This window comes from Halomonas salipaludis, from assembly GCF_002286975.1.
Lineage (GTDB): Bacteria > Pseudomonadota > Gammaproteobacteria > Pseudomonadales > Halomonadaceae > Franzmannia > Franzmannia salipaludis.
The window spans coordinates 536,868-558,795 of sequence record NZ_NSKB01000003.1 but is presented as its reverse complement, the minus strand read 5'-3'; the positions used below and the strand labels follow the sequence as shown (position 1 = coordinate 558,795).

The window sequence follows — 21,928 nt, the reverse complement described above, 5'->3', positions numbered from 1 at the left end:
TGCTGCCCCTCCTCTCACCGAACCAGGAAAATTCAAGTTTGCCGCCTGCAGGCCGATACATGCATTCAGGCTAAGCGGCAGCGCTGTTGGTATCTGCTGCTTTCAGCACTAACAAACATGTGCTAGCTTGAAATGTATCCAGACAATAACAGTTTTTTACACTAAGTATCAGAGCTGGCACTAGCCGGCCGGCAGTACGCGAGGGATTACATTACAGTGACAGCTGATCAACGATCTAGTCTGGTGCAAGAATTGTGCCTGGAAATAGCCCTTACTCTGACACTTGGCAGACCATCTGGCTGTGCAACCACCGCAGCTTGCCATGTCATGGGGGGCAGCCATGTCAGCGATACTGCTGCATAGCGATAAGTCCGAGCATTTTCGTGCCCTGGGTGAAACCGGGCAGCCCGTTTATCACTCCGCACTTCAACTGCGTAACGTCATTTCACGTCGGCTTCCCGGCAAGGAACGGCATCTAGCCATGCCGCAGCGAGATCAGCAGGGCGAAAGTGTCGACTGGTACAGTGATATCCGCGGCGACGTTATTCCCTGGCGCAGTGCCACGGAAGACGAGCGTGAAGATGCCCGCATACAGCTCGAGGCCTTCAGAAAGGAAGTGATCGACCTCAATAAGGCGCCTGCTGATGGTCAAGGCGGCGATCATGAGGTCTTTTCCCGGCTGGTCAAATGGGTATGCCATTTTCCAGACGAAAATTACGTCTATCTGGTCGATGGCACTCCCGTTATCACCTTCTGGGGGTTTATCCATCCTGAAGCGGATCGGCATGCCAATCCATTGCTATGCCTGTACCCCTCATCGGTTCCGCAGGCTGTCCAGCCTGCTGCAGCCAGTGCTGCAACGGCCCCGGTGGCGCCACCGGTAGTTCACCCTGAGGTGGTTTCCGTTCGGCCATGGTGGCGACGCTGGTGGTGGCTGTTGCCGCTTGCCCTCGCACTTGGCTTACTTCTCTTCGGGCTCAGGGCCTGCATGCCCTCTGCCACCCCTCCCAGCCTCTCCCCCCCGTCCCTGGATGTCGGTGCAGCATCGCCCTCTTTCCCACGCTCTCTATGGGCCGAATGGGATAACTGGCCCTTCAGCCGCTGGGGAGCCGGCTCGGCCTCCACTCCAAGTCTAACTTCTCCTAGGCTCGATGGCAGTCTGCCTGAGATTGGCATACCCGAAATGTCCACGCCAGAGGGTGAAATGCCTGGCCTGGCACCATCCAACGTCAGCCCTCCGGTCCCCGTAAGCCTTGATGAACCCCCGCCCGCCGAGATACAGGCACCAGATGTCCCTGGGTCAGCCGAAGCCGGCATGGCTCCGCCCGAGATTCCGCTCGATGCCCCCCCTGTGACGGCAGTCCCGGGAAGGGTAGACGCGGAGCCGACAGCCGCCGTCCCTACCGTGGCCCCGCTCACTCTGCCTGCCGACGCACCCGACGGAACCGCCGATTTCCTTGATGGCAACTGGCGAGGTGCTGGTGTGATGGATAGTCAGACTGGCCGCCCCCTGCAGGTGACCTACGCGTTCGATCAGGGCGAGGGGCATATGTACATCCGCCGCGGCGGCCAGAACGGAATGACCTGTGCGGGCCCTGTCAGCGCCGCAATGCAGAGCGGAGAGCTCCAAGTGGAAGCTCAACAGCGAGCGCGCTGCGAAGACGACAGCCACTACGAGATGCCACGTGTGCGGTGCCACCAGACCGAGAGTGGAGTTGCCAGCTGTGCTGCAAACTACGACGACGCACCCTTCCCCATTCAGTTGCGGAAAGCCAATTAACAGGACGGTCAACCGAGTATGCTGCCAGAAATCAACAAATTCGAAGAGGTCGCCACTCTGGTCAGTCATTCCGGGGTTCAGTTCATGGACTTCGGCCTGACGCTTGACCCGCGCAGGGAACCCGCCGGCGAGTTCAAGTACCTGGCCAACACCCCGCGCATACCGACTCGTCTCCTGGTCAATGAGGAAGACGGATCGCTGTTCCATGTTGTGGAAAGAGATGGTGTCAAAGAGTCAATCGAGACGGTTAAGCAGCCTGATTTTGACGTCGCTATGGCCACTAGCCTAGAGCAATTGAACGGTGCTTGGTTACCTATTCCTTTCCTGCGCTTCCGGCCTCCGGGTATGTTTGAACAAGGCCCGGCGAACTGGTCACGCATGCGCCTGGTGGCGCTTGACGAGCCGGATCTCGACGGGCAGACCCATCGACTGTCTCTGGCCTTTGATACTCGCACGCTGCCTCGTCGTGACAATACCGCCTATCTCTGCCCAACAGTGGATGACGTAAGCGCTGGCGCCAACTTCCGTCTTGCCACCATGATGATCGATATGCGTTGGTTCCTGGACCAGACCTGGGTCAGAGAGTGGCTCGAAGAGCTGTTTAAAGAGGCCAACCCGGGGCTCGACAGCCAGGAGATGGCAGCAGCCCTCGAAGAACGCCAGCACTTGGCTCATTATCTCAACGTACTCAGCCTTCTACACCAACCTATCAAACCACAGCACTGCGACCCAGCGCCGCGGGTCGCTATCCCCGACCTTAAGGTTATTGCCCAGAATGAGGGTGACATCCCGGTTGACTTGGTCCTTGATGTAGGGAATTCACGCACCTGCGGCATTCTGATTGAAGATCATGGCCAGTCGGGCATGGGACTCAAGCATAACTATGTGCTGCAACTGCGCGATCTGATCGATGCGGAGCGGGTCTACCATGAGCCTTTCGAGAGTCGCGTGGAGTTCTCCCAAACCTTCTTTGGCAAAGACCACCTGTCGGTAAAGAGCGGTCGGCCCGATGCCTTCCAATGGCCCACCATCGCCCGAGTCGGTGTCGAAGCGGGACGCCTGGCCGGACGCCGCCGAGGCACAGAGGGGTCCACCGGACTCTCCAGCCCCAAGCGTTATCTGTGGGATGAAGAGCTTTATCGGCACGGCTGGCGTTTTAACAGCGCCTACGTGCGTACCGATACCGAACCTCACGCTACCGCTGCTCCCTTCTCACATCTGATCAACGAACTGGGGGACGCGCTCTACACCCTGCCGGAAGCCGAGCAGATGCCGGTGTTCAAGCCGCACTACTCCAGAAGTTCGCTGATGACTTTCATGCTGGCCGAGGTGTTGGCTCAGGCATTGATGCAAATCAACAGCCCCGCGCAGCGCATCCGTCAAGGGCATACCAACCGGCCGCGACAGCTGCGCTCGATTACCCTGACCGTACCTCCTGCCATGCCACAGGCGGAACGCAGCCTGCTGGTCTCGCGACTGGAGCAGACTGTTGCCCTGCTGTGGAAAAGCCTCGGCTGGCATACCGACTTGGAAGAGAGCAATCCTTACGAGGCCGCCAACGATGGTACGCTACAAGTTCCCATGCCGAAGCTCCGAGTGGAATGGGACGAGGCCTCCTGCGGTCAGCTGGTCTACCTCTACACCGAGATCAAGGAAAACTTCGCCGGTCACCCCGAAGAGTTTTTCGCCACCCTGGCACGCCCTGGCAAATCCGCCCGGGAGAGTGTCAGCCTCGCCACCATCGATATCGGCGGAGGCACCACCGATCTAGTGGTGACCGACTACCACCTAGATCGAAGTGGCAATAATGGTAGCGGCAGTAACGTCTTTGTGGTTCCTGAGCAGCGCTTCCGCGACGGTTTCCGCGTTGCCGGCGACGACATCCTCCTCGACGTCATACAACTGTTCGTACTGCCCAGCTTCGAGGAAGCGCTCAAGCAAGCCGGTGTGGCCTCCCCCGATGCCATGATGTCACGGCTATGCGGCCAGGAGGGCGCCAATGCCCAGGAACAGGTGCTTCGTCAGCAGCTCAATCTGCAAGTTTTCACTCCTCTGGGGCTGGCCCTGCTGGAAGCCTACGAGGCATTCGACCCCGAGCAGCCCGGCGGTCCAGTAACGCTCACCTACGGTGAACGCCTCGGAGAGCACGCCGTCAGTGATTCGGTACACCGCTATGTAGAGAACGCCCTGCGTCGCGAATTGGGCGCCGACCTTGAGTTCGATCTGCTGAGCATTCCGCTGACCGTCAAGCTGGTGGAAGTACACCGAGCCTTTCTCAAGGACCGCTTCAATATCTGCAAGACACTGGCCTCACTTTGCGAGGTGGTATTCCAATATCAGTGCGATACCCTGCTCATTACCGGCAGACCCTCACGTCTGCCCGGTATTCAAGCCTATATCCGCAAGATGCTGCCGCTACCGCCGGGGCGTATCCTGCCGCTGCAGGGCTATCGCACCGGTAGCTGGTACCCGTTCCATCGCAATGGCCGCATCGATGACCCCAAGAGTACTGCCTCGGTCGGGGCCATGCTGTGTCTGTTATGCGCCCAACGCAACCTCTCCAATTTTTTCTTCCGGGCCGCCGCCCTACGCCCCTACTCGACCATTCGTCACATCGGCCTAATCGATAACAACAATACCGTCCCCGACGCCGATGTGACCTATCGCAACATCAAGACCCGTGAGGGTGGTACTGCGATACAGCTGGAAGATGACAGTGGCAACACACCGGTCATCGAGATGCGCGGCCCTCTACGCATAGGCTTCCGCCAGCTGGCCGCCCAGCGCTGGACAGCCTCACCGCTCTACACCCTGAATTTCACTGCCTCAGGCACCGAGAAGCTTGCCCGAGCAGAAGCCAAGGGGGGGCAGGCGCCGGTGTTGAAAGTCCAACTGGCCGTAGATGACAGGGCGAGTCGGGGCAGCTTGATCAGCGATCGGCTGAAGGTTGCCAACGTCGATGCCGGTGGTGACGCCAGCTTCAGCACACGCGACCTTAGGCTGCAGCTCAACACCCTTAATGATGCCGGGTTGGGCGACACCAACTACTGGCTGGATAGCGGGAGTGTAAAGCGTACATGAACCAGTTGACCCCCGAACAGCAGCGACTCAGCGAAGGCTGGCAGGCTTTTCACCGTGGCGCCGGTGAGGCCGTCGAGTGGATCGACGCCGTCCGCAATAGTGCCCCCAGCCTCGACAGCGAGGCCGACCAGCTCAGCCTGGAGCTCTACCGGGCTCGCAATCTTGCCCAAAGCCTGTCACGCGCGGCCACCACGCCGATGACGGTCGGCTTCTTTGGCCTCTCCCAGGCGGGTAAGTCCTACCTCATCTCGGCGCTGGCCGCCGGCGAGAACGGTAAACTGGAAACTTGCTACGGCCCGGCGCGCCTGGACTTCATCGAGCATGTCAACCCAGCGGGCGGTGGCAAGGAGGCCACCGGCCTGGTCACCCGCTTCAGCCGCACGGCTAGCTCCGGTCCCACGGAATTCCCGATCGAACTCAAGCTGTTCAGCGAGATCGAGCTCGCCAAAATACTCGCCAACGGCTGGTTCAACGACTTCGATCACCAGCGCGAGGACGTTTACGAGATCGACGAGAACAAGGTCGCGACGATACTGGCGCCCCATGAAGGTGAGCTAAACGATACCCTGCAGCCAGGCGTCACCCCCGAAGATGTCGTGGAGCTATGGGACTACCTAAGCGACAGTTTCCCTAAATCGGCCAGCAAATTGAACGCCCGCTATTGGCCACGGGCGATCAAGCTGGCCCCGCGTTTGACTATTCATGAGCGTGCCAGGCTGTTCTCCATTCTGTGGGGGGAACAGAAGGAACTGACGGATCTTTACCTCATGCTGACCCAGACGCTTAGCGCCCTGGGCCATGCACCGCGGGTCTATGCCCCGCTGCGCTGCCTGGTAGTGCCCGACAGCGACGGCTTCAAGCGGCATGAGAGCATCATGAACGTGGATATCCTCGAGCGGCTGGGCACTGCTAAGGACTTGGCGCTGGAGGTCTGCCCTGCCGACGGTGACGAAGTCGGCCCCCCAGTCAACCTGCCGGTCGCCCAGCTCGCGGCCCTCACCGCCGAACTGACCTTTCCGCTGGTGGAGCCCACTCGTGATCCGCGAGTCGAGCGGGTCGACCTGCTCGACTTCCCCGGCTACCGAACCCGCATAAAACTAAGGAAGTTTGGCGAGCCCGGTAGTGAAGAGGGGGTCTCCAAACTGCTGCTACGTAGCAAGGTCGCCTACCTGTTCGAGCGCTACACCGACAGCCAGGAGATGAACGGCCTGGTATTTTGCACTAGCGTCGAGAAGCAGAGCGAGGTCATCACAGTCGGCCCGGTGCTGTCCCGCTGGATCGAGAAGACTCAAGGGGCAACGGCCGAGGAGCGCTCTCATCGCGACCCCGGGCTGATCTGGGCGCTCACCATGTTTGATAAGCGCATCACCAGCGATCTAACGAAGTCCGCCAACCAGCTGCATGAAGGCTGGGAGGATCTGGTCTATATCACTATGTTGGAACGCTTCAGCACCTTCGACTGGATGCAGGAGTGGTCGCCCGGTCAGACGTTCAGCAATACCTTCCTGGTACGTAAACCTCGCCTGCCCGTCCCGTTCCTGGTCAGCGAAGACCAAGACGGGCGCGAAGTCGCCATCCATGACAACCATGCAGCCGCTCTGACACGCATGCACACCACCTTTATTGAGAGCCCTTCGGTGCTGCGTCATGTGAACCAACCGGCCGAGGCCTGGGACGCCATGTTAGCTCTAGACGATGGCGGCATGGCCCGTATCGGCGCTTACCTGGAGCGCATCGAAGGCCTTGAATACAAGCTCGGGCGTATCGAGAGCCAGCTCGAAGATACCCACCGCAGGCTGATTACCGGCCGCCTGGCCAAGTGGCACTTTGGCGACTCCGGCGGAGAGGTTGCCGAGAAGCGCGAGATCGCGACACGCTTCTGGAAAGAGCTCCAGACGCGCCTGCCATCGCTTGGCGAGCTGCAGCACCACCTTCAACTTCCCGACGAGCTGGTGCGCGACCTCTATCTCACCGACAGCGAAGATAGCCTGACGCCTGAGGCTGGCGGCGGCGAGGAGGACACGCCAGTCGATGATGCCGGGCTCTACGGCAGCAGCGGTCCGGTTAGTGGCTTCGGTGACCTACCCTTCGGCGCAGAGTCCGGCGCCTCGTTCTCCGCTGAGACGCCACAAGCCCCGGTACTGCAGAGCGCCGATCATCGCTTTTCTCGAGCAGTTTACAACGCCTGGGTCGGCCATGTCCGCGAACTGTCCCAACGACAGGGCCTGCTACGCATGCTTGGTCTAGACCGTGATCTGGTGAAGTTGCTGGGTGATGAGCTCATCACGGGTGCCAGTCGGTTGAAAGTTCAGGAAAGGCTGCACGAGGCGTTGCTACAGCGGGTACAGAGCGGCGCCCGTCGCGATCGCCTGGTCGCTCGCCAAGTATTGGCCGCCCAGCTTGTACTGGGCGACTTCATCGCCTGGCTGGGCTTCCACTACAGCAAGGTCGAGGAGCGCCCGAACAGCCTCATTGGCGCCAAGGACCGCCTGTTCGGCTACGAGCAACAGCAGATACCCCGTGACGAGCTACCCCAGCTACCCGAACAGCCTATCAACCAAGCCGTGGTCTATCTAGGCGACTGGCTCTCCGGGCTGTGCCTGATGACCCAGGAAAACGCCGGCCACAGCGGCGGGCGCGAAATTAGCATCGAACAGAATGAGCGCCTCGGCGAGCTGCTGGAAATATTCACCGCCAGGGAGAAGGCCCATGCGTAGGATTGAACTACGTCCACTGGATACCCACCAGCCCGGCTATGGCCAACTGGTCATCATCGGCTGGCAGGGCACCAGCGAGGGCCTCTCACTCGACATCCAGCGCAACCTGGATGAAAACTTCCTGCAGGACGATGGAGAGTGGCGCAGCCAGTCGTTCAAGTTCCACCTGCCGGCCCTACAAGCCAGCACTGACGGAATTCTGACAGCGGTGGTCGATAGCAAGATCGTCGACCCGCTTCTGGAAAACCCAAATGCCACCAATATGACGAGGCTGTATGGCCCCGATGGCGCAGAAGTCGGCAAAGCACGCCTGCGTCTCGCTCAGGGCCTGATGCCCTCAGGGGCCAGCGGCAGCTCACTCTCGCTGGAAGCCGGGGCTAACTTGAACACGCCTCAGCCCACGCCTGTCGCTAAACCTGAGCGCGAACCCGAGCTAGAACCAGATTCCGAGTCCGAGTCCGAGTCCGAGTCCGAGTCCGAGTCCGAGTCCGAGTCCGAGTCGCAAGCTGACCCGGCTCCTAGGGGCAAGAGCAAGCGCTGGCTATGGATCCTGGTTGCCATCCTGGCCCTCGCCGTCATTATTGGCGCCACCGCCTGGTTCGGATTGTCCATGCGCGACAGCAACGAAGCTGGTCTCGGGGACGAAACCACCGTCGACGAGAGCGAGACTCTGGATCTGGAAGAGACACCTGAGCCTAAAGAGATATCTCAGCCAGAAGAGGTACCCGAGCCGATAGCCGATGAGCCGCCCCTTGACGACGCCAGCGAGGAGAGCGCCTCAGCAGAGCCCTGCTCGCTGCAGCGGATGGGTGAGGTAGGCGAGCTGGAGTTCATTCAGTCCTGCGTTGGTAGCGACGACGGCGATATGCTGAACGTGGTGAATCAAGCTCTTGCCAATGATCACTGCGGTATTGCACGCCGCCTCTATGCTCACCAGGCGCTCAACGGTGATGCCGCCGCTGCCCTGGCCTATGCCCAGGAGTTCGATCCTGCTCAGCACACACCTAGCACCTGCTTCCCTGAGGCAGATGTGGAAACCGCCATCTTCTGGTACGAGACTGCGCTGGGCATCGACGCCGATAACGCCGAAGCCAGTCAGCGACTGGAGGAGATGCAGTGATGATGGCACCTCGGCCCTTATTGAGCCTGATAGTGGCGCTGCCGCTGAGCATCACCGCCCTGCCAGCGATCTCTGATGTGCGTCCGCTACTACAAGAAGGTAAGCAGACACTTCATCAGCGTGTGCTGACAACCCCCGGCTGCCAGCTTGCCGAGCAAGAAGCGGGCTCCAGCGGAGAACTTCAGCCAGCCTTCAGTCGCTTCTATGTCTACCAGCGCCGTGAACATAGTGGTGAGGAGTGGCTCGAGGTTGGCCCCGATAGCTATGGAAGTATCAGCGGCTGGTTGCCAGCCTCCTGCACCGTCGACTGGAAGATGCAGCTCACGCTCTCGTTCACCAACCCGGCTAACCGCGACCGCCTAATCTTCTTTGATGAGCAAGACGGCTTGATGACGATTTTCGACGACTTCGAACCCTCCGCTCAGGTCGCTCCGCTGCGCGCCCAGCTGCGTCGCGATGGCCAGGCCTCGGGCGTCGTCGCACAGGAGCCGGAATATTTCGTCGACCTCCATGAGCAGTTCTATCTGCTGCCGATCCTGGAAGGTGAGGAGATCATGACCGAGGCGGGCTTCATGACCCGCCTGCTGAGAGTCGCCTCGGTCAGTGAGGCCGCCGAGGAGGAGGTACAACAGGAGTCCGGCGACGTATCCGCCCAGCTACGCGAATTCAACGCTGGCGTGGTCTTCGTCATCGACTCCACCATTTCCATGGGGCCCTACATCGAGCGCACCCGTGAAGCGGTAGAGCGAATCTACCAGCGCATCGAGCAGGAGGACCTTACCGACCAGGTGCGCTTCGGCCTGGTGTCCTACCGCGACAGCGTCGACCACGCACCCGACACCGAGTATGTCACGCGTATGTATGCCGACCCCGGCCAGGTCGAAGACGGCCGCGATTTCATGGACAGAGTGGCTGGCCTGAGCGAAGCCCAAGCCTCTACCGTGGGATGGGAAGAGGACGCCTATGCCGGCGTGATGCAGGCAATCGACGAGGTCGAATGGAGTAACTTCGGTGCGCGCTATATCGTGCTGATCACCGACGCCAGTGCCATCGAAGGCGATGGCGAGCGCTCTTCTACCGGACTCGATGCTGATCAAGTACGCCTCGAGGCGGCTCGCCATGGCATAGCGGTCTATACCTTGCATCTCAAGACACCCGCCGGCGAGCAGCGCGGTGATCATGCCGTTGCCGAGGCGCAATATAGCAACCTTTCCACATTCACCGGCACCGGAACCTCGCTCTACTACCCGGTTGATACCGGTGACGTAGCCATCTTTGGCCAGCGGGTCGACGCACTGGCGGCGGCTATCACCGATCAGGTGCATGCCGCCTACCTCGGAGACGAAGCCATCGGCAGCGCACTTCATGCCGAGGAGCCGCTTGATGATCCCAGCCAGCAGCGACTGGTGGATGACATGGCGTTGATTGGCCATGCCATGCAGCTAGCTTATCTGGGACAAGCCACCGGCAGCCAGGCGCCACCAATATTCGAGGCGTGGATCAGTGATCGCGACCTGATCGCCCAGCATGTCCCTACCACCGAAGTTCGGGTGCTGCTAACCAAAGGCCAGCTGAGTGACCTCAGTGACGTGGTTAGCGAGATTCTCGACGCCGCCAACGCAGGCTTGATCTCACCCACCGACATGTTCGATCGACTACGTTCGGTGGCCGCTGCCATGGGTGCCGACCCCAACCAAATGCAGCAGAGTGACGGTCAGCGACTCGGCGAGCTAGGGCTGATGGGCGAATACCTCGAGGACCTCCCCTATCAAAGCGAGGTGCTCAACCTCGACGAAGAAACCTGGCTGAGCTGGGACGGCCTGCAACAGGAGCGCTTTATTCGCCGCCTGACTACCAAGCTGCGCCACTACCAGCGCTATAACGAGGATGTGGATCGCTGGGTATCGCTCGCCGAAGGCGCCGACCCACGCGACGACGTCTATCCCGTGCCACTTGAAATGATGCCCTGAGCCGCCGTGCTGACCTTGAGTGAACTCCGCGTCGTACGCGGTGAGGGAACAACCGGACGCCATGAGGTGTATCTCCCTCATCTGGAACTGGCCTCTGGCGACATGCTGGCCATCGTGGGTCCCAGCGGCTGTGGCAAGAGCACCCTGCTGGAGGCCCTGGGCCTACTGCTCCAACCGAGTGCGCTAGGCCGATATGTTCTGGGACCAAGCGCCACCGATCTAGCAGCGCTGCTACAGGTAGAAAACGAATCTGCCCTGGCCAGGATACGTTCCCGAGAGCTCGGTTTCCTGCTACAGAACGGCGGACTGCTGCCCTTCTTGAACGTCCGCGACAACATCTCTCTGCCCCGCCGCCTGCTCGGCTTACCAGCCAGCAGCGAACGGGTGCACCACGCCTGCGCAATCTTGGGCCTGGAGCCGCTGCTCGACAAGCGTCCTGGAGCGCTCTCTATCGGCGAGCGGCAGCGTACCGCCTTCGTTCGCGCCATGGCCCATGAACCACGCCTGCTACTGGCCGACGAGCCCACCGCCGCCCTGGATCCCCAGGCCGGCGAAGTGCTGTTCGGGTTAATCCTCTCACTGGTACAGGAGCTCGATATGGCCGCGCTAGTGGTTTCCCACGACCGCACACTGGTGAACCAATTCGGGCTACCAAGGCTGATCGCCACCCTGACGTCAGGAGGATCTCGCTTTGAGCCAGAGCCTTAGCCCATCGAGATCAGGTCGAACCGCCTTGATCCTGCAGCTTGCTGTTCAGGACCTCTGGCATGACCGCCAGGTATCGCTGTGCATCGCCGCCGCGCTGGTCGCAGTCATTGCCCCTCTACTGCTGCTGTTTGGGCTCAAGCACGGCGTGGTCAGCCAGCTGCAGCGCGAGCTACTCGACGACCCGCGCAACCTCGAGATCCGCATGCTGACAAGCGGCAGCTACGACGAAAACTGGCTAGATGAGGTGCGTGCGCTACCTGGCGTCAGCTTCGCCATCGGTCAGACCCGGTCTCTCAACACCCAGGCCGACCTGCTACGTGACCGTCAGCACTTTCTAAACGGGATAGAGCTGATTCCTTCTGCCGCTGGTGATCCACTGCTTAGCAACCAAACCGACTACCCGCAAGGCACCGGCATAGTACTTAGCGAGCCAGCCGCGCGACGCCTCGAGGTGAGCGTGGGGGATCGATTGACCCTGGCGGCCAGCCGCCGCCTGGAAGGGCGACAGGAGCGCGGCCGGTTGCAAGTGGAGGTGATAGGAGTAATCGCAGCAGCCCGCTTCCCGCGCCCGGCGGCTTTTGTGGAACTACCGCTGCTGATAGAGCTGGAGCGCTTTCGCGACGGCCACGCCAGCTCGTTGCTCGGCATAGAGCACGGCACCCAGCGTGACGACTATCCCGTGCGCTTCGCCCGGGCGCGCATATTCGCCAGCGAGGGAGATGCCGTAGCCGGCATTGTCGAAGCCCTGGAAGCCCAGCGCATCGAGACCGCCAGCCGACTGGCCGAGATCGATAATGTGCGCGCCATCAACAGAGTACTCGGGTTGATCTTCGGGGTCATCGCCATCACCGCCCTAGTCGGCTGCCTAGCCTCCATGGCCGGAGCCTTCATGGCCAATATCGATCGCAAGCGCCGCGAGTACGCCGTACTCCGGCTGCTAGGGTTCCAACGCCCCGCCGTGGCCGCCTTCGTGGCAGCACAGGTGGGCCTTTTGACGTTATTGGGCTTCATCATCGGCCTGGGGCTATTCGCTCTTGGCTCTGCCGTTTTCAACCGTGCCCTGGCCACTAGCCACATGGCGGCCGGCGTCGTCAGTCATATCACCCCGGCCCATGCCCTTATCGCCCTGGCACTGACCCTAGGAGTCGCCCTGCTGGTGGCAATCATAGGCGTCGTGCGTGCCTTCGGCATTCAGCCAGCGGAGAGCCTACGTGAAGCCTGAAATGTATCCTGTCCCCCTTCTCACCATCCTGGCGGCCGGCCTAGGCATCTCCCTTGCCGCTCATGCCCAGCCGGAATGGGATGAGCGGCTCTATAACCCAGCCCCCCTGCAGGAAGACGTTATCCTGCCGATGCCCTGTGGCGGTGCCATGGCGTTTCGCCAAATTCACGTGCCGGCCAGCAAGCCGCTTGACGATTTCCCAGTGCAGGTGGGCCAGGACGGCACTGGATGGGGGTACGTGGAACAAACCAGGCCAGCCTTTATCTCCGGCAGTTTCAGTAGCAACGATGGCGGCGCTTCGCGCCACTACCTGCTGGCCAAGTACGAGCTGACGGAGCTGCAGTACGAGTCGCTGATGGGCGACGAGTGCCCTGCGCCTTCCAACCGCAAGCGGCTACCCCGTGTAGCGCTAAGTTGGTTCGATGCCATGCAGCTCAGCGATACCTATAATTTGTGGCTACGTGAGCAGGCCCCGGAAGCCTTACCCATGGAGGACAGTGCCCAGGGCTTCTTACGTCTGCCTACCGAAGTGGAATGGGAGTTCGCCGCCCGCGGAGGCCTAGAGGTTAGCACCGCCGAGTACCGCGACTCCCGTTACCCAATGCCCGATGGGCTTAACGCCTACGAGTGGTTTGCTGGTGCCCAGTCCTCTAACGGGCGACTGCAGTTGGCCGGCTTACTGTCCCCAAACCCGTTAGGGCTGCACGACATGCTTGGCAATGCCGCCGAGATGATGTTCGAGCCTTTCCGCCTCAACAAGCTGGATCGTCAACATGGCCAAGCGGGGGGCTTCGTGGTGCGTGGAGGCAGTTATCTGACCCCCCGGGAAGACCTGCGTACCGCTATGCGTGGCGAAGAGCCCTACTACGGAAATGACGCACATAATCGCGGCCGCGCCAATGGCCTGCGTTTAGCGCTGGTCGCCCCGACTCTCACCTCCCGCGAGCGTATCGCCGATATAGAAGCTGGCTGGAAGGAGCTGGGCCTGGGGGACAACGAATTCGACGGTGCTCCGGGCACAGTGGTGCAGCTAGCCGAACTAGCCTCCGGCGTGGACGACGACGGCCTGCAGGAACAGCTGCAGTCTCTGGAGCGCCAGCTGCGTGCCAGCAACCAGCGTCAGGAAGAAGCTCGCAACCAAGCCATTCGGGCCAGCCTCAACCTGGGCGCCTTCCTATGCACCAAACTCGAGGATGACGGCGTCTTCTACGACTTCCTGGCTGACAACTATCGCCTCAACTGCGAAGGCGATGACCCAGATGCTAGCTGCGCCATGCGCCAGTCACGCCTTACCGAGCAGGAGCAGCGGCTTCAGGGACTGAGCCGTTACTACGCCAGCAGCCTAGTGGAGGCCGCCACGCTGTATGGCCATGAATCCATCGCACATCAGGTCGAGGTATTCAGCGAAATCCTCTCACGCAACCCGCAGACAAATGGGCTTGGCCCCTACCTGCAGACCTATTGGCAGCACCAGCACCAGTATCTTGAAGACCAGCACATCACCGCCGAGGCCTGGCTGGAAAGCTGCAAGGCCATTGCGAACCAGTAATCAACCTAAATACCAAGAGAAACCATCATGGCACTGACCGTCCCCACCTCATTCAAGAAATTACTGCTCGGCTCCGCCGTCGCTGGCGCAATGATGCTCACCGGCTGTGCTAGCACTGGCAGCGGTATGCTGGGTGCCAACCAGTCCGCCGATCCGCGCTTGACCCAGGGCAATGATGCCCAGTTCTTCAGCAAATCTGGCTATCAGGCATGTGCCGCCGGCGCCGCTGTTGGCCTTGCTGGTTGCATGCTCAGCGGCACCAGCAACCACGCAACCTGCATGATAGCCGCCGGTATTACCGCCTGCGGCGTGGCCATGGGCGCCAACTACTACCTTGACCAGCGCCGAAGCGAATACGCCTCCACCACGCAGCGCCTGGAAATGATGAGCCAGGACATTCAGCAAGACACCCAGAAGGTGGTCGCGCGTACCGAGACGGCTCGCCAGGTCATGGCCGAAGACCGTGCGCGAATCGAACGGCTCGAACAAGAAATGGCCGAGCAGCGAACCGATATGGGCACTGCCGAGCGCGAACTCGCCGCCATCGATAGCAATATCAACATCCTACGTCGTGACATCGGCAACATGCAGCGCACCGTCAAGGAATACAGAGATGTCGCTCAGCTTGAGCAGCAGGAGGCCAGCCCGCAGCAAATCAACAAGATCGAGCAGGAAATCAACGTCTTGAACCAGCAAGTTGTGGCACTGCAGCAGGAGGTCGATGATCTCTACAACATGCGTTCCGCCATTACCCTGAGCTGAGGAGGCCAACATGATGATTCGTGTTCTTCTTGCCCTGAGCGGACTCGCTCTGCTCAGTGGCTGTGCCACCACATCAGAGGCCTGCGACCCCTATAACCGCGACGCCAGCCTGGTAGCCAAGTTCTCCTGTGATGCCGGTGGCGGCTATCGCGCACGTATAGACGCCGGAGAGCAGCAGGTGCTGCTTGATCAGGAAGAGAATGCCTTGTTCCGCCAGATTGATCGTCAGATCGCCGAGCAGCAGCGCGCCACTCGTAACGAGCTACGTGTTACCAACCAGCAGCACTATGAGCTGGAGCGCGATCTTCACGCACTCATTGAACGGCTGCAGCAACGCACCCAAGACCAGCTTGGTCTGCAACATCAGCTCAATGAACTGGAGTTACAGGTTGATGCAGGGCCCGGCGAATCAGGCGCCGAGTCCGAAACGCTGCAGGAGCGCCAGGAGCGTCTAGAGTCGCTCCAACAGCAGGTCAACCGACTGCAGCAGAGCCTGGGCTATACCCCGTGATGCAGACCACCAGCCCCGCTATCAGGGAGAGTCGCCATGCAGCGTATATTGCGTGATGACGGTTATCCTCTGGTCGACCTGCAGGAGCCTGCACGTCTGCAGGGGCTGATACATCGCTATTGTCCTCCCAGTATCGGTAACCTCTTTGCCATTCCACGCCAAGGCCGCACTGGAGACCTGGAGTGGTGGACCGAGCTTACGGGTCAGCCCCGCCGCCTGGATGAGTTGTCTGAGGCAGAACAAGCACTCCTCCGGAGACAACTTTCCCAGCGCCTATTGGCGCTGGGAAACCTGATCGCCGAATTAGAGCAGCGTGACGACCCGTCCGCTGCCGCACTACGGGCACTGCCTACGGCAGCGGCGCCGGACACCCTCTATTCTGTAGGCGGCGAGCCCCTGCTGATTCGCTGGGTGCCCAACACGCCCGAAGGGGGCGCAGGCTCCTCACCGGCAGTAGTTGGCACCGCTCCGCGGTCTGTCATGCCAACGCCCTCCCCTGCAATTCGTCCCCGACGCCGCTGGGTGATTCCCCTGTTGTTGCCGCTGCTGAGCGTGCTAGCGCTACTTGGCCTGTGGCTAGCGTTCCATCATTGGGAGCGCTTCTCGCTGCCCTGGCAGCAAGGCCAAGATCCGGTCGCCCCCCTTGCCTCACGAGATGCAGTCACTTCGCCAGCGGAGTTCATCCCCCTTTCCAGTGAGAGCGATAGTGCGAGTACAGAGCCTGTTTTAGGGACCGGGGATATCCAAGTCACCTTGCGCTGGAGTAGTCGGGATGACCTGGATTTGGCCGTCACCGATCCTAACGGAGGCACCGTCTCATTTACCCGTCCCTCCATTCCCTCCGGGGGACGACTCGATGTCGACTCCAACGCCGGCTGCATATCGTATACACCCGTAGGCCAGAACCCCGTTGAAAACGTCTTCTGGAACTCCGGTAACACCCCTGAGGGAGAGTATGTGGCCACCGTCTCCCTCTATAAACGCTGCAGCGGCGATCGCGACCCCATTCCCTTTGATCTCTCCATCACACTTAACGGAAGCACCGAAATCCACACGGGAATGGTCTACGAGCAATCCCCCAGCCAATCCTTCGAGTTTAGCTTTCCCTAGGAAGCTCACTCGAGGCCTGAGTGGTGTGTTCAGCGTTAACGGATAAAACCGCCACGACCTCACCCACGTAAGACTTAGTACTCAAGGAAATGACATGTCTCAACTGAAAAATGACATCGCCCCCGCCCTGCTGCCCGCCGTGGTCAGCGCGCTGACCGTCTGTGTGGTTCGCTTCTTCACCATTCCCTGGAGCATCTGGAAAGGTGCCGCCCTACGACTGGCCGACATGCGCCAGCGTGATGAGGCCGAAGTGCTCGCCTCCAGCCGCTCGGAGTTCCCGGTGTTCGACTGGCTACGTACCGCCTGGGATGGCCTGATTTTTCTCTCCTGGTTCATCGGCGCCATCATGGCTCTGATGGCTTTCTTCACCGTTGCATTCAGCTTCTACGGAGGCTTTCTTTCAGGCATTTCCGCCATGATCGGCACCTTGGTCACCACCTACTTCTCGGTCATCGTCATGTCACTGGCCAAGGAGAGCCTGATCATCATTCTGTCGATTGCGCTCAACGTTGAACGCATCTCCAAAGAGAAGCGCACCTGACAAAAGGGATCACTGGGGACGCCGCCGCAGGGTGGCGTCACCACTACTAACAGCCCCTTTACCACCACCCGCGACCATAGGCCTTGAGCTTGACGCGAAAACCACTTGCGAGCAGCCTCAAGGGGAGCCATTATCTGCGCCCTCTCGCCGGCCCACCGGGTCCTGGGCGAGGCCACGACCGAACATTACCCGATCTGGATGCGAACCCATGAGCAAAGTCCTGATTATCGGCGCCGGCGGCGTCGGCGGTGTCGTTACCCACAAGTGCGCCCAGCACCCCGCGGTGTTCAGCGAGATCATGCTGGCCAGCCGCAACGAGGCCAAGTGCAAGGCGATCGCCGACCAGCTGGATCGCCCGATCCAGACCGCCCAGGTGGATGCCGATGACGTCGAGGCGCTGGTCGCCCTGATCGAATCCTTCCAACCCGACGTGCTGATCCACGTGGCGCTGCCCTATCAGGACCTGACCATCATGGAGGCCTGTCTGCGCACCGGCGTGCCCTACCTGGACACCGCCAACTACGAGCATCCGGACGAGGCCAAGTTCGAGTACAAGGAGCAGTGGGCCTTCCAGGACCGCTACAAGGATGCCAGCAACATGGCCACCCTGGGCTGCGGCTTCGACCCGGGCATGACCAACATCTACTGCGCCTACGCCCAGAAGAACCTGTTCGACGAGATCCACCACATCGACATCCTGGATGCCAACGGCGGCGATCACGGCTACCCGTTCGCCACCAACTTCAACCCGGAGATCAACATTCGCGAGATCACCGCGAAGGGTCGCTACTGGGAGAAGGGCGAGTGGAAGGAGACCCCGCCACTGGCCGAGAAGCGCAAGTTCGAGTTCGACGGCATCGGCGAGAAGGACATCTACCTCCTCTACCATGAGGAGATGGAATCCCTGTGCCAGAACATCAAGGGCCTGGAGCGCATCCGCTTCTGGATGACCTTCTCCGACAAGTACATCACCCACCTCAAGGTGCTCGAGAATGTCGGCATGACCAGCATCGAGCCGATCAAGGTCGGCGATGCCGAGATATCTCCGCTGGAGTTCCTCAAGGCGGTGCTGCCCGACCCAGCCTCACTGGGCCCGCGCACCAAGGGCAAGACCAACATCGGCATCATCGCCGACGGCATCAAGGACGGTAAGCGGCGCAAGGTGCATATCTACAACATCTGCGACCACGAGCAGTGCTATGCCGAAGTGCAGTCCCAGGCGATCTCCTACACCACCGGCGTGCCGGCGGTGACCGGTGCCATGCTGATGCTGGAAGGCATCTGGAAGGGGGCGGGCGTGTTCAACGTCGAACAGCTCGACCCCGACCCCTTTATGGCGCGCATCGGCGAGATGGGCCTGCCCTGGCAGGTGGTCGAGCTCGATCCCGACCACGACCCCCTGGCCTGAGCCATGGCCAACGCACGCGAGCAGGGCCTGGACTTCAAGCTCAATTTTGACATTATGGCCTGCCCCTCCCCGGCCTACGTAGTGGACGACGCCCTGCTGCGCCGCAACCTGGAGCGCCTTGCCGACGTCCAGGCGCGTAGCGGCGCGCGGATTCTGCTGGCACTGAAGGGCTTCGCCATGTGGGACTTCTTCCCCATGATCCGCGAATACCTGGTGGGCACCACGTCCAGCGGCCAGGACGAGGCGCGCCTGGGGGCGGAGACCTTCGGCGGCGAGGTGCACTGCTACTCGCCGGCCTTCACCGAGGATGAGCTGGCCGTGGTGCTGCGCTACGCCGACCACATCAGCTTCAACTCGCCGGGCCAGTGGCGGCGCTTCCGTGAGACCATCGCGGCGGCGCCGCGCCGGGTCTCCTGCGGGCTGCGGGTCAATCCGGAGCACTCCACTGGCGCGGTGCCGCTCTACGACCCCTGTGCGCCGGGCTCACGGCTCGGTACCCGGGCTCAGGATCTCACCCCCGAGGACCTGGACGGCCTCGAGGGGCTGCACTTCCACACCCTGTGCGAGCAGAACAGCGACGCCCTGGAAGAGACCTTGGCGGCCTTCGAGGCCAAGTTCGGCCACTACCTCGCCGGCATGAAGTGGATGAACCTGGGCGGCGGCCACCATATCACCCGCGCCGACTACGACGTCGAGCGGCTGGTGCGAGTGGTCCGCGACTTCAAGGCGCGCCATCCGCACCTGACGGTCTACCTGGAACCGGGTGAGGCGATCGCGCTGAACACCGGCTACCTGATCTGCTCGGTGCTGGATATCGTCGACAACGACGGCCCCATCGCCATCCTCGACACCTCCGCCACCGCGCATATGCCCGACGTGCTGGAGATGCCCTACCGGCCCGAGATCATCGGCGCCGGCGAGCCGCAAGAGAAGGCCCACACCTATCGCCTGGGCGGCATGACGTGCCTGGCCGGCGACGTGATCGGCGACTACAGCTTCGACGCGCCGCTCGAGATCGGCGACCGCCTGGTATTCACCGACATGGCCCACTACACCATGGTCAAGACCACCACCTTCAACGGCATCCGCCTGCCGTCGATCTGCCGCATCGACGCGGCAAGCCGCAAGGTGCGCACGGTCAGAACCTTCGGCTACGTGGACTATATGCAGCGGCTCAGCTGAGCGAGTCAGAGTGGCATTCGACAAGGCACCTTCGGGTGCCTTTTTGCTGCGCGCTACTGCGCCACTGGCGTGAGTCGCTTGTGCGACACGCCTCTTTCGTCCACCCCGGGATTGCCGCATGGTATTGGTGCTACATCCACCGCCAGGGAGAGACGGTATGACGACGGTATTCAAGTTCGGCGGCGCCTCGATCAAGGACGCCGATGCGATTCGCCACCTGGGTGATCTGCTCAGGCAGCTCGGGACGCGCCCCGACGTGGTGGTAGTCTCCGCCATGGGCAAGACCACCAATGCCCTGGAAGCCCTGCTTGCCGCAGCCCGCGGCAGCGACGAGGACGACTATCGCCAGCAGCTCGCGGCGCTGCGCAGCGATCACCTGGCCACCGTCGAGGCCCTGTTCAGCTCGCACAACAACGCGGTAGGTGAACGCGTCGAAGCACTGCTAAACGACCTCGACGCCTGCCACCGCCAGTATCGCGACGACGAGCGGGCACGCCACTACGACCAGACGATCGGCTATGGCGAACTGCTCTCCACCACCATCGTCAGCGCCTGGTTCAACGAGATCGGCCTGGTCTGCGACTGGCATGACGCCTGCCGCCTGATCATCACCGATGCCAACCACCAGGCCGCCAACGTCGACTGGGCCGAGACCTCGCAGCGGCTGCAGGCGCTCGCCAGCGGACGAATGGTCATCACCCAGGGCTTTATCGGCGCCAGCACCGACGGCGTCTCGACAACGCTTGGCCGCGAGGGCTCGGATTTCAGCGCAGCGATCATCGCCCACTGCCTGGACGCCGATGAGGTGGTGATCTGGAAGGACGTGCCGGGGCTGTTCAACGCCGACCCACGGCGCTTCGACAATGCCCGCCAGCTGATGAAGCTGAGCTACGACGAAGCCATCGAGCTGGCCTGGCTGGGTGCCAAGGTGATCCACCCCAAGACGTTGGCGCCGCTGCGCAAGCGCCACATACCGCTCAAGGTGCGCTCGTTCGAAACCCCGGATGCTCCGCCCAGCGTCATCTCGCAGCACGGCGACGACGACCCCACGCCAGCCTGCATCCTGGCCGAGGAGCAGGTGCTGCTGAAGATCCAGCCCCGCGACTTCTCATTCATGGACGAAGTCCGCCAGCACGAGGTGTTTGGCCGCCTGGTCGACGCCGGCCTGCACGCCAACCTGATCGACGGCGGCGCCATGCGCCTCTCGCTATGCCTCGACGCCCACCCCGCGCGCCTCGAGCCCTTTGTCGAACAACTCACCGCCGACTACGTCCTCACCCGCCACGACGACCTGACGCTGCTCTCGGTGCGTCACCCCACCCAGGCGCTGCTGGCATCGCTCAGTGCGGATCGCGAGATCCTCGCCGAGCGCCGCAACACGCAGACCGCCCAGAGGCTGTTTCGCACCGAGGAGTGCCCGGAGACCTGGCATATCCCGGAGTAAGCCCATCATCCCAGCGCCTTGACCATCAGCTGCACGCCGACGACGGCCATGGCGATGATGATCAAGCGGTAGAACAGCGTCTCGTTGACCCGGTGCTGCAGCCATAGGCCGCTCTTGACCCCGGCCCAGGCCACCGGCACCAGCGCCAGCGAGGCCCAGGCGCTGGTCAGGTTGATCTCGCCGAGCCACAGGTAGGGGCCGAGCTTCATCAGGTTGACGGCGGCAAACACGATGGCGCAGGTGGCGATAAAGGTGCGCTTGGCCAGGCGGCGGGGAATCAGGTAGAGGTTGATCGGCGGCGCACCGGCGTGAGCCAGAAAGCTGGTGAAGCCGCAGCCGATCCCCGCCGGCAGCGCCCAGAACGAGGCGATGGGACGTCCCGCAGCGGGCCTGAACAGCATGTAGGCGGCAAAGCTCAGCGACAGCGCCCCCAGCAGCAGGCGCACGCCGTTCTCGTCGAGACTGCCGATCAGCAGCGTGCCGATGACCACTCCCAGCACCAGCCCGGGCAGGATGCGCCACACCTCGGCGCGGTCGTGATGCCCCCACCACGCCTTGACGGTGAAGGCATCCATCACCAGCAGCAGCGGCAGCAGCAGGCCGGCCGCCTCGATGGGGCCGATGGCCAGTGCCATCAGCGGCACCGAGAGGGTGCCAAAGCCGCCGGCGAAGCCGCCCTTGGAGACACCGGTAAGATAGGTGGAGAAGATGATCAGGCTCCAGGCGAGCCACGAGTAGTCGGGTAGCATCGGTGCTCCTCGAGAGCTTGGCGCCAGGCTGGCAGCCAGCGAGGGAATTATTCGCCGCAATGGTACTCTATCCC

General features: G+C 61.6%; 16 protein-coding genes. 15 read left to right on the top strand and 1 reads right to left on the bottom strand.

Annotation, left to right across the window (positions count from 1 at the left end; translation table 11 throughout):
* The first annotated feature begins 340 nt into the window (after positions 1–340).
* The 15 genes from CK498_RS26520 (at position 341) to CK498_RS10115 (ending at position 21,105) form a co-directional block, all read left to right on the top strand.
* Positions 341–1,780: an SrfA family protein gene (locus tag CK498_RS26520; RefSeq protein ID WP_141246940.1), complete on the top strand. Its 1,440-nt coding sequence runs from the start codon at positions 341–343 to the stop codon at positions 1,778–1,780.
* Between the two features lie 18 nt (positions 1,781–1,798).
* On the top strand, positions 1,799–4,861 hold the full coding sequence (locus CK498_RS10185) for a virulence factor SrfB (protein ID WP_095620739.1): 3,063 nt from the start codon (positions 1,799–1,801) through the stop codon (positions 4,859–4,861).
* Positions 4,858–7,578, top strand: a complete 2,721-nt coding sequence (locus tag CK498_RS10180; protein ID WP_095620738.1) for a putative virulence factor — start codon at positions 4,858–4,860, stop codon at positions 7,576–7,578. The genes CK498_RS10185 and CK498_RS10180 overlap by 4 nt, the downstream gene beginning before the upstream one ends.
* On the top strand, positions 7,571–8,698 hold the full coding sequence (locus CK498_RS26160) for a hypothetical protein (RefSeq protein ID WP_176475762.1): 1,128 nt from the start codon (positions 7,571–7,573) through the stop codon (positions 8,696–8,698). Before CK498_RS10180 ends, CK498_RS26160 begins: the two co-directional genes overlap by 8 nt.
* Entirely contained in the window at positions 8,698–10,668 is a 1,971-nt protein-coding gene (locus tag CK498_RS10165) for a vWA domain-containing protein (RefSeq protein WP_095620735.1), read from the top strand. Before CK498_RS26160 ends, CK498_RS10165 begins: the two co-directional genes overlap by 1 nt.
* 66 nt (positions 10,669–10,734) lie before the next feature.
* Complete coding sequence (locus CK498_RS10160; RefSeq protein WP_217987744.1) at positions 10,735–11,376, top strand: ABC transporter ATP-binding protein; 642 nt, start codon at positions 10,735–10,737, stop codon at positions 11,374–11,376.
* Between the two features lie 25 nt (positions 11,377–11,401).
* A complete protein-coding gene (locus tag CK498_RS10155; protein WP_176475761.1) occupies positions 11,402–12,598 on the top strand; it encodes an ABC transporter permease in 1,197 nt (398 codons plus the stop codon).
* Between the two features lies 1 nt (position 12,599).
* Positions 12,600–14,147: a formylglycine-generating enzyme family protein gene (locus CK498_RS10150; protein WP_095620732.1), complete on the top strand. Its 1,548-nt coding sequence runs from the start codon at positions 12,600–12,602 to the stop codon at positions 14,145–14,147.
* A gap of 27 nt (positions 14,148–14,174) precedes the next feature.
* Positions 14,175–14,909, top strand: a complete 735-nt coding sequence (locus tag CK498_RS10145; RefSeq protein ID WP_095620731.1) for a hypothetical protein — start codon at positions 14,175–14,177, stop codon at positions 14,907–14,909.
* Between the two features lie 10 nt (positions 14,910–14,919).
* Positions 14,920–15,420: a hypothetical protein gene (locus CK498_RS10140; RefSeq protein ID WP_095620730.1), complete on the top strand. Its 501-nt coding sequence runs from the start codon at positions 14,920–14,922 to the stop codon at positions 15,418–15,420.
* Positions 15,421–15,456: 36 nt separating this feature from the next.
* Positions 15,457–16,530 carry a hypothetical protein gene (locus tag CK498_RS25745; protein WP_141246939.1) on the top strand — a complete coding sequence of 358 codons (1,074 nt, stop codon included), beginning with the start codon at positions 15,457–15,459 and terminating at the stop codon, positions 16,528–16,530.
* Between the two features lie 94 nt (positions 16,531–16,624).
* Positions 16,625–17,071, top strand: coding sequence for a hypothetical protein (locus CK498_RS10130; RefSeq protein WP_095620728.1), 447 nt, complete (start codon positions 16,625–16,627; stop codon positions 17,069–17,071).
* 208 nt (positions 17,072–17,279) lie between these two features.
* The gene (locus CK498_RS10125; protein WP_095620727.1) at positions 17,280–18,479 is read left to right on the top strand and encodes a saccharopine dehydrogenase family protein; all 1,200 of its coding nucleotides are present in this window, start codon (positions 17,280–17,282) and stop codon (positions 18,477–18,479) included.
* A 3-nt stretch (positions 18,480–18,482) separates the two neighbouring features.
* Complete coding sequence (gene nspC, locus CK498_RS10120) at positions 18,483–19,661, top strand: carboxynorspermidine decarboxylase (protein ID WP_095620726.1); 1,179 nt, start codon at positions 18,483–18,485, stop codon at positions 19,659–19,661.
* Positions 19,662–19,818: 157 nt separating this feature from the next.
* Complete coding sequence (locus CK498_RS10115) at positions 19,819–21,105, top strand: aspartate kinase (protein ID WP_176475760.1); 1,287 nt, start codon at positions 19,819–19,821, stop codon at positions 21,103–21,105.
* A 5-nt stretch (positions 21,106–21,110) separates the two neighbouring features.
* On the opposite strand, the gene CK498_RS10110 is transcribed toward CK498_RS10115, so the two are convergent.
* On the bottom strand, positions 21,111–21,854 hold the full coding sequence (locus CK498_RS10110; protein WP_095620724.1) for a sulfite exporter TauE/SafE family protein: 744 nt from the start codon (positions 21,852–21,854) through the stop codon (positions 21,111–21,113).
* Positions 21,855–21,928 lie beyond the last annotated feature (74 nt).